At 43.6% G+C, this 6,342-nt stretch carries 5 protein-coding genes and 3 pseudogenes; 1 reads left to right on the forward strand and 7 read right to left on the reverse strand.

Annotation, left to right across the window (positions count from 1 at the left end; translation table 11 throughout):
• From FFM55_RS09585 to FFM55_RS09600, 4 genes and pseudogenes are all read right to left on the reverse strand, one after another.
• On the reverse strand, positions 1 to 107 hold a 107-nt coding region (locus FFM55_RS09585; protein ID WP_507772745.1), incomplete at its 3' end, for a transposase.
• A gap of 64 nt (positions 108 to 171) precedes the next feature.
• Positions 172 to 456 carry a MarR family transcriptional regulator gene (locus tag FFM55_RS09590; RefSeq protein WP_240006027.1) on the reverse strand — a complete coding sequence of 95 codons (285 nt, stop codon included), beginning with the start codon at positions 454 to 456 and terminating at the stop codon, positions 172 to 174.
• 224 nt (positions 457 to 680) lie between these two features.
• Entirely contained in the window at positions 681 to 839 is a 159-nt protein-coding gene (locus tag FFM55_RS10020) for a hypothetical protein (protein ID WP_240006026.1), read from the reverse strand.
• A gap of 140 nt (positions 840 to 979) precedes the next feature.
• Positions 980 to 1,910 (reverse strand): annotated as a pseudogene (locus FFM55_RS09600) (IS30 family transposase).
• 141 nt (positions 1,911 to 2,051) lie between these two features.
• On the opposite strand from FFM55_RS09600, the pseudogene FFM55_RS09610 reads away from it, so the two are divergent.
• Positions 2,052 to 2,417 (forward strand): annotated as a pseudogene (locus tag FFM55_RS09610) (hypothetical protein).
• Positions 2,418 to 2,570: 153 nt separating this feature from the next.
• On the opposite strand, the gene FFM55_RS09615 reads toward FFM55_RS09610, so the two are convergent.
• From FFM55_RS09615 to FFM55_RS09625, 3 genes and pseudogenes are all read right to left on the reverse strand, one after another.
• Entirely contained in the window at positions 2,571 to 3,944 is a 1,374-nt protein-coding gene (locus FFM55_RS09615) for an MFS transporter (RefSeq protein ID WP_137601011.1), read from the reverse strand.
• 39 nt (positions 3,945 to 3,983) lie between these two features.
• Positions 3,984 to 5,513 (reverse strand): multicopper oxidase family protein, encoded by a 1,530-nt coding sequence (locus tag FFM55_RS09620; RefSeq protein ID WP_137601012.1) that lies wholly within the window; start codon positions 5,511 to 5,513, stop codon positions 3,984 to 3,986.
• Between the two features lie 160 nt (positions 5,514 to 5,673).
• Positions 5,674 to 6,069: pseudogene (locus tag FFM55_RS09625) on the reverse strand (polysaccharide pyruvyl transferase family protein); the annotation flags it as partial.
• Between the last annotated feature and the right edge of the window lie 273 nt (positions 6,070 to 6,342).

Genomic DNA, 6,342 nt, shown 5'->3' on the forward strand with positions numbered 1-6,342 from the left:
GCGGCTGGAGAAACACCGTATTCCTCGGAAAGCGAGCGAATAGATCTTTTCTCTTCACGATGCATCTTCACAATGCTGGCTTTAAAATCATCTTGATATTGTTTCATTGGAATGCTCCTATCTTGTTTTATTAATTATGGCACAACTGTTCAGAAATTTATGTACCAAATACTAGGATAGGAGCATCTCTAGATTGTGACTCTGGTCGAAAGTTTTTAAGTTCGCTTGCACTTGCCGAAAAACCTTTTGGACTCTTTCTTGGCCATTAACAGTCAAAGTTAGCCGAACAATTCGTCGATCATTTGGATTCACTTGTGATTGAATTAAATTATCTTGAATCAATCGCCAAGTATTCCTGGAAATTAGTGTGCGCGTAACCATGAATGCATCAGCTAATTCACTAGCAGTAGCTTGCCCATGTTGTTCAAGATAGACTAATATTCCCCACTCACGCATTGAAAAATCAGTTTTGGCCAATCCTTACACTAATATCTGGTATGCCTGTTTCTGAATAGCTTGCAGGGTTGCTAAGCTCTCAAACTGGTTCTTAATTTGCTGATGATTTAGCATATAATATCATCCTATTCTTTTTGCTGCCGCTTAGTCATTCCGAATAGCCCTAACAAACTACTCATGACTAATAGTAATAAGCCACTCAGTATCATATGTCATTGATCAGTTTAATCAGTTTGAGCCAACCATTGATCCACAAAATTAGTAGCCGCTGCTTGACCATCCTGAACCGGCTTAGCAGGCATCGTTGATTGACTCGGGTTAATAGAAACTCTAAAATCTGTCGATAAATTATTTATAATTCCTATTATAATAAATTGACTCAAACCCATTGTGAACGTTAGAAATGTTAATAATATGCATTGAAGGTTGATTTTCTTTTTTATATGACCACCTTATTAAGAGATACACTATAAAAATTATATAAAAAGCCAATTTTTTTAATATCAAATGGTAGATTGCAAATTTAATTCGAATTTTTGGACAAATTTGTCAGCATAACCTGATACGGTGTTTGCCAGTCGAGTATTTTAATCGGTCGCTGGTTAATTTGGAGTAACGTCGTCGTTAAATCTTGAGCACTAATGTGCTCAAAATGAGTCCCTTTAGGATAAAAATAACGTAAATTCCGATTAAAGCGTTCATTACTACCACGTTCAGTTGGAGTATAAGCATGGCAGTAATAGGTCTTAATACCATATTGTGATTCAAGTGATACTAGCCCACTAAACTCAGTGCCACGGTCCACAGTAAAGCTGTGCACCGGACCATTAAAAGTGGTTAGGAACTTAGTTAGTGCTTCATTAACAGTCGCTGTCGTCCGATCTTTTAACCGGTATGCCCAAAGGAACCGTGATTTTCGATCGATTAAAGTTAATAAAACTGCCTTACTATGCCCACGAGGACCAACGACTGTATCTAGTTCAAAATCGCCGATGCGATTACGTTGATTAATCATCATGGTACGCTGTTCAATTGATCGCCCCAAAGATTGATTATATTTGGATCATTGGTCAACGTTACGCCGTTGGCGTACGCCATGTTCAGGTAGATCATTCAAGGAGAAACCAATTCTCCCCTGATTTAGCCAATTATAAATAGATTTAGTAGCTAGTTTAAATTCGTGAGCAATCATTCCTGGTGACCAGCTTAGACGTAAATGGGTGAGAATTTTTTTGTTTTAACTCATCGCTCAGCTTAGTTTTCCGACCACATCGTGATCGCTTGTATTCGGCATCTGTTTGTGCTAATTCAGATTGATAAGGTTGACATCGAGATAATTCATAAGAAATTTTTGACGGTGATCGGTTCAGCCGAACGCCCATTTGGATATTGGACAGCCCTAGTTCACAAAAGGTTTCGATTTTAATTCGTTCGGAATAGGTTATACTAGACAAAAGATCAGCTCCTAAAAGATGGGTTTGTGGTAAACACCATTTTAAAGGAAGCTGATCTTTTTTGTCCAAACGGCGTTCGGATTAATTTTACAATCTACCATAACTGCTATACTAAAAGTGAAAAGAAGAGGAGTGATCGTTTTGAAATTGTATCAAAGCCTTACCCAAGTCCAAATCAACGAACAATTCGCTGGTCAAGCAACCAACTACAAGCTTTCCACGACCCTTGATAAGCCGCTGAACTACGATCCAACGATTCTCTATTAGTATTTGGATACCGTCCTGAAACCGGGCAGTCGCCACGACGAAAACAACTTGCGCTACGTGACTGATCCGGGCTATATCGGCGAAAACTTTAATTACCAAAGCGTCCCGTTTACTTCGCACATGACCGAATTCGACGAGAAGATGGCCTTCGCACGCAAACTGGTGGCCGACCTTAATCGTCATTTATCTGTCAACGTCAAACCGGAAGATGAAACTATCGAACTGGTCTTTGTTGACTAAAGCAACCGTGTTGCCCTCCTTTCCTAGTCGCGATGCTTCTCTCCTGATCATTTGCGGCTAAGTACCCAGTCAAGCATGCTTAGTTGCAACAAAAATGACCGTCTACTTTTTGGTAGGCGGTCATTTTTGTAGATGTAAAGCACGAATCCGCAGCTATACCGCTTTCTTCGCGACTTCCTTTGGTAACGTCAACGCCAACAGCAAGCCAATCAGGCCCACGCCAGCAAACACAGCGAAGGTAACAGCAAAACCGCCAGCATGACTTCGCAGCGTGGTTTGCATGCCATCCAACAACACTGTGGCGAACATGACACCGGCAGAACCGAATAACTGACGAGCCGTCGTTGTAACCGCAGTGCCGTCTGCCACGAGCTCATTCGGCAAAGCATTCGCGCCAGCCGTCACTGAAGGCATCATCACAAAGGCATTGCCGGCTTCAGTCGCCATCGCCAACATAATTGCCCAAATCAGCGGTAAATGATGGGCAAAGACTGCTAACAGACCAAAGCCGCCAGTAATCAACAACATGCCAATCATGGCCACGACACGCGGTCCAAAGCGATCCAGTAGGCGCCCGCTAATTGGATTCAAAATACTCAGCAACACCGCAGCTGGCACTAAGGACAAGCCAGAAATCAACGGTGACAAACCAAGTAGCGTTTGAAAGTAAAGCGGCATCAGGATAGTGGTGACAATCAAACCGACGTATGAAATTCCGGTCAGAAACATCGCTTTAGTAAACATACCAGTGGCAAAAACTCGCATTTGCAACATTGGTGGTTGGCGATTCAATTGCCGAACAACGAAAATACCAGCTGCCAGAACGCCTAAAATCAACAAACCAACCAAGCCAACAGTTAAGCCTTTTTTCGACAAAGCACCCAAGGCATAAAGTAGAATTGGAAAACTTGCGGATAAAAGGAAGGACACCCAGTCCAGTTGCGTCGGTTGCAATGGCATGATAGACGCAATGGTCACCGTTGAAACGGCCAGCACAAGCAGCGAAACGACCAAGAAGAACAAGAATAAAGCCTGCCAAGGGAACCATGTCAGCAAAACACCGGAAATAATCGGACCGACTGCCAAGGCTGAGCCCATGACCAATCCCGCCGTGCCCATCACCCGACCACGCTCCCTATGCGGCGTAATCGTCAGCAACACGGTCTGGAAACTCGGGAAAATAATCCCGACCGCAATCGCTTCAAGCAACCGGCCAATCATGAGCACGGTAAAACTCGGTGCCCAGATACATAAGCCTGTCCCAATGGCAAAAATGAGTTCAATCACTTGGAAAAGCCGTTGGAAAGTAACATTATGCAACAGCCATGGGCTAACCGGAATCATCAAGGTCATCACCAACATAAAGCCGGTTGTCAGCCAAGCAACTGTATCCGCTCCTAAACCAAAAGCTTTCATAAAAGCAGGATAAGCGGTGCTTAAAGAAGACTGAGAAATTGACATCGAAAAGGTACCTGTCAGTAACGTGGCGACAAAAGCCCCGCGATGTTTGATCGTTGGAGAGTGCATATTAAAACCATCTTTTTCTATATTAGTATTGTGGGACGTTTACATTTTCATTCCCATTTTTTCATAAGACTGCATACCACCCATCCAAATCTCAGATGGTTTTACGCCACGTTCTTTAGCCAAGGCCATCATTAACGTATCCATATCCATCAATTTATATTCTTGCTTTGGCTTGGCTGGATCGAATGTTTCAATCTGTGCCATCATGCCGCCATCTTCGTGCTCAATGATATGGCAGTGATACATATAAACCCCTGGCAAATCAAAGCGAACCAGCAGCCGAACCGTTTCACCAGGATTCACGCCAACGGTATCTTTGAAACCATGTTCATTTGGATACGGCGCATGCCCATTCCGCGACAAGACTAAGAATTGGGTTCCATGCACATGGAATGGATGAACCATTCCAGGCGCATCATTGCTATTGGTAACATCCCAGTACTGGGATTTGCCAATTGGTTGCGTGGCATCAATCCGCTGCATGGCAAACTTTTTACCATCAATCGCAACACCTTCGTCCATCCCCTGCATCACAACGTGGCGAACTGGCAAAGCCGGGTCAACCACTGGTGCCTTCACATCGAACAACTTATCAGGCAAGGTAGTCTGATCCGGTTTGAACGCATGAATGCGGAACTTTAGCAATGGCACATCATCCGTATATAAGGTGACCTCGTCGCCTTCATGGTATTGGCCAAAATCAACAATCACTTCGGCACGCTCAGCACAAGTCAGCATCAAATGGGTAAATTTGACCGGCTCCGGTAACAGTGAGCCATCCCCGCCAATTTGCGTAAATGGTAGGTCATCGGAAAAATGCAACCGCCATTCACGGCGATTAGAACCATCCAGAAAACGCAACCGGACCTTTTGCGTGGTGACATCAAAATAGGGATTGATTGTACCGTTAATCATTGCAGTTGGCCCAGCAACACCGTCAGGATCATAATCAGCCCGGTAGTCCCACTGGTTGTTCTCATGAAAACGCCGGTCTTGCAAAATGACCGGAATATCGTCAACGCCATAGTTCCTTGGCAATGGCAGGCTGACTTCATGGTCGTCTTTGACAATCACCATGGCAGCCAAACCATGCCAAACCTGCTCGGCTGTGGATGGGCACGGATGCGCGTGCAGCCACAAAGTCGTCGCCGGTTGTTCCAATGTGAAGTCGATATGCTTACTTTCACCCGGATAAACCGGCGCATGGCATCCGCCATCAACATAAGGACCACTGACATTAGCCCCATGCCAATGAAAAGTGGTCAACTCAGGCAGGGTGTTTTTCAGTGTCACATGCGTATGTTGACCACGGCGATACATAATCGTCTGACCTAACAGACTGGTATTATAGCCCCACGTATTGGTCTTCACCCCAGGTAACAGTTGCGTTTCCCCAGCCTCTGCTGTCACCGTGTAATAAACGTCGGTCGCCGTCTCTTTATCCGGTTTCAACAACGGCGGCACATTTAAGGGCTTCTCAGGCGCATCACTGACCTCAAGCGGCACGTAGCCGCCATCGTGGAGATCAAACGCTGGCTCATCAAAGAAATAGTCCGTATAGGTTTTCATAGTGATTTCCCCCTCTGACAAGAATTTTAACACTTTTTAGGGTTGCCATAAACATAATTTAGAATTAATCTAAAGTAGTATCGAAAAATGGTATAGGTCTTATCCATACACTTGAGGAGGATTTTCATGCAACAAATGTTATCAAAAAGTTGACTTTTTCCTACCGATTATGTGCAATTAAATCATGTACCTGTTTAAAATCAGGGATAAGATCATAAGCGTGAGTTTTGACTTCCATGACCGCGTTTATTTGTTGTTTAATCCTCTCGGTATGTTCCTTATCGGTATAACTAACCCAGTTGATATGCTCTAGCCAATCAAAGTAAGCGTGCTTTCCTTTTCCATAACTATTTCCAAATAATAAGCAAGGTGTTCCTGTTAGAACGGAAAATACCATTGCATGCCAGCAATCTGTAATAATTATTTCTTGGTGCGAGAATAGTTCTAGTTCTGAATCAAATAATGTCTCCCGAGTAACAGGTGTTATCTTTTGTGGTTCGTCTAGAACGGTATCAACTTTTTTTACAGGGCGTTCATTTCCTAAAATATCTTTTATCCCGGATTATTCATCAAGACAAACAAAGACCCGCTGAAACAGCAAGTTAATACCGTTTCAGCGGGTTTTGCGCTTTCACCCGTTGGGTGAAAACCATAGGAGCTCTTTTTTATGATATTTTGTTAGTGAAAAACAAACCAAATACTCAAAAATTGGAGCGTCTAAAATTATGACTCAAAAAGTATTACCTAGCAACCCTTTAGTTGCAGTTTCAGACAATGGGGCACCAATTACCTCGGATGGTGGCAACGTGCTGCTTAGTATGTTTCTGAA

Origin of the sequence: Weissella sagaensis (assembly GCF_005405285.1) — a bacterium.
Taxonomy (GTDB): Bacteria; Bacillota; Bacilli; order Lactobacillales; family Lactobacillaceae; genus Weissella; species Weissella sagaensis.